The organism is Streptomyces sp. NPDC054956 (assembly GCF_053609185.1).
In genome coordinates this window covers 1-2,862 of sequence record NZ_JBSGXB010000534.1, presented here as the reverse complement: position 1 = coordinate 2,862, position 2,862 = coordinate 1, and the positions used below count along the sequence as shown (strand labels likewise).

Annotated in this window: 2 protein-coding genes; one reads left to right on the top strand and one right to left on the bottom strand. The window is 71.3% G+C overall.

Annotation, left to right across the window (positions count from 1 at the left end; translation table 11 throughout):
- On the bottom strand, positions 1-612 hold a 612-nt coding region (locus tag ACWGDE_RS37880; RefSeq protein ID WP_453393628.1), incomplete at its 3' end, for a Wzz/FepE/Etk N-terminal domain-containing protein.
- A gap of 104 nt (positions 613-716) precedes the next feature.
- Between ACWGDE_RS37880 and ACWGDE_RS37875 the strand changes: the two genes are divergently transcribed.
- On the top strand, positions 717-2,858 hold the full coding sequence (locus ACWGDE_RS37875; protein ID WP_453393627.1) for an O-antigen ligase family protein: 2,142 nt from the start codon (positions 717-719) through the stop codon (positions 2,856-2,858).
- Positions 2,859-2,862: the final 4 nt, after the last annotated feature.

Here is a 2,862-nt window from a genome sequence, read left to right as displayed (position 1 = left end):
CCGGCCGCGGTGTTCCAGGAACCGGTCGGTCCACAGGGTGCACGCCACTCCGGCGACCAGGGCCAGCAGCGCCGTCCCGGCCAGCCCGCGGCTCTTGGCCGTGGTCTGCGCGACCGAGGTCGGCGGCACGAGGAGGGTCACGCTCATCCGCGCCGCCGGCGGGATGTGCTGCTCGGCCTGCATGTCCGAGAGGTGCTTCGTGTAGACCTCGACGACCTTGAGCACGGAGCGGTCCGCCACGGCGGGATCCCCGTTCTCCACCTGCACCTGCAACGAGGGGATCAGATAGCGGGGGGTGACGCTGGTGCCGCTGTTGCGCGGAGTCAGCCGGTACTTGCCCGCCACCCCCGCCGCACGCAACTCGTCCGCTCCGGCAGGGGAGTCCAGCTGCTGGACCGCCGCGAAGGAGACCGCGGCGAGGGGCGGCTGCAGATTGGCGAGCTGGTTCGGCTGATTGCCCGTCACCGGCGGCTTGAGCACGACGATCGCGGAGCTCACGTAGGTCGGGGTGGGGCGGAGCACCTGCAGGGCCCCGGCGGCCGCGAGCGCCGCCGCCAGGACCAGTACGTACCAGCGGCGACGCAGCGTGCGGAACAACTCACCAGGCGACACAGGATTCCTTCCGTCGTGATCGATCTTCCCAGGACGCGGGTCGGCACGCCATCGGTTCCCGGCCCTCGTGGGGGGCGTTCGTGAACATCGGTGAGATAGGCGCCGTGTTGAAGCGACGCTGGTACGTGATGGCACCGCTGACGGCGATGGGACTCGTCGCGGGCCTGCACCTGTACCAGTCGGTGCCGGTGTCCTACCAGTCGCAGAGCTCCGTGGCGCTGCTCGACTCGGCGGCGGTGGCCGAACTGGCCCCGACCTTCGGCAACCCCATCTCGAACGCGGGCGGTTCGCTCGTCGTCACGGCCGACGTCCTCATCAGGACGATGTCGGGCGCCGACGCGGCGCGGGAACTGCAGGGGCTGGGAGTCACCGACCCCTACACGGTCGGATTCGCCGCGAACACCTCCGGCCCGATGCTCACGCTCACGGTCACCGGCACCGACCGGGCCAAGGTGCTCAAGGAGACCAGTACGCTCACCGCGTTCGCCGGGGAGCAGCTCAACGCGCTCCAGTCGGCGGCCAAGGTGAAGCCCGCCTACTTCGTGCAGACCGCCCCGGTGGTGCTGCCGCAGACCCCGAAGCCCCAGCTCAAGAGCCGCTACCAGCAGGTGCTGGCCGTCGTCATCGCCGCCGTGGCCGCCGGATTCACCCTCTCCTTCGTGACGGAGAGCCTGCTGGGAGCCAGGCGCCGGCGCCGGGAGGCGGCCGAAGCCGCGGAGGCCGAGGCCACCGCCACGGCCGGCGGGACGAAGCAGCGCGTGCGCAAGCGGACCAGACACCGGACGCTGGACGCCACTGCGCTGCTCACCGGCTATCTGGCGCTGGCCTTCTTCATCCCCTCGAACCTGACCCTTCCGGGCCTGGGCGGCGTGGGCACCCCGGCCAACGTGTTCGCGATCCTGGGCCTGTTCTGGTACCTCGCGACCTGGCTCACGGGCCGGATCAGACCCGCTCCCGGCACCCGGCTGCCACGGGTCGCGATGTGGCTGCTGGCCGTGTCGGTCCTGGCCTCCTACCTCGCGAACGCCTCCCGGGGCAGCACGCACAAGGAGGTACTGGGCGCCGACCGCGGCCTGATCGGCCTGCTCGTCTGGGTGTCGATCGTGGTGCTGGTCTCCGCCGGTGTCCAGGACCGGGCCCGCCTCGACGTACTGATGCGGCGGGCCGTCGTGATGGGGGCGGTGGTGGCCGCCATCGGCTACTACGACTTCTTCACCGCGACGAACATCGCCGAGAAGATCAGCATCCCGGGGCTCCAGTCCAGCGTCGCCCAGATCACCACCCTGGACCGGGGGGCGTTCACGCGACCGCGCTCCACCACGGCGCAGCCGCTGGAGTTCGGCGGCATGCTCGCCCTGATGCTGCCCTTCGCCGTGCAGCAGGCCTTCGATCCGGTCCGCGCGCACCTGAAGCGGTGGCGCCGCTGGGCGCCGGTGGCACTGATGGGCGGCGCCCTGCCGCTGACCGTGTCGCGGACCTCCATCATCGGCGCGCTCATCGTGGTGATGGTGATGGTGCCGAGGTGGAAGCCGCAGCGCCGCTGGACCACCTTCGGCCTGCTGCTGGGCTCCGTGGCCGTCTTCAAGGTCCTCGTGCCGGGGCTGATCGGCACGATCACCACGCTCTTCGCGTCCTTCCTGTCGAACTCAGACAGCAGCACGCAGGCCCGTACCGTCAAGTACAGCGCGATCGTGCCCTACTTGGAGGAACGCCCGCTGTTCGGGCGGGGCCTGGGCACCTTCACCCCGGACCTCTACTTCTTCACCGACAACCAGTACATGCTGACCCTGGCGGAAATGGGCCTCCTGGGCCTGGTCGCGCTCTTCGCGCTGTTCTTCACCGGAATCCACCAGGGCGGCGCCGTGCGCCGGCTCGCCGCCTGCGAGTCCGACCGGGAGCTCGGCCAGGCCTTCTTCGCCTCGGCGCTCGTCGCCCTGGTCAGCGGAGCCACCTTCGATGCCCTCAGCTTCCCGATGTTCGCCGGGATGTTCTTCCTGACGATCGCCGCCGGAGGCAGTTACCTCGGCTTCATCCGGCGCGCCGCGCCGAAGCCCCGAACCGTGGAGTCACCATGCCTGCCAGCGGCCCCGACCCCAGCCGCCCCGAGCCCGGCGGCCCCGACACCGGCCGCCCCGACACCGGCGGCCCCGACGCCGGCCGCCCCGAGCCCGGCGGCCGCGACACCGGCCGGCCGGCCGACGCCCAGCTGGGCCCGGAAGCCCGAACGGACGCAGTCGGTCCCGTAGCCGG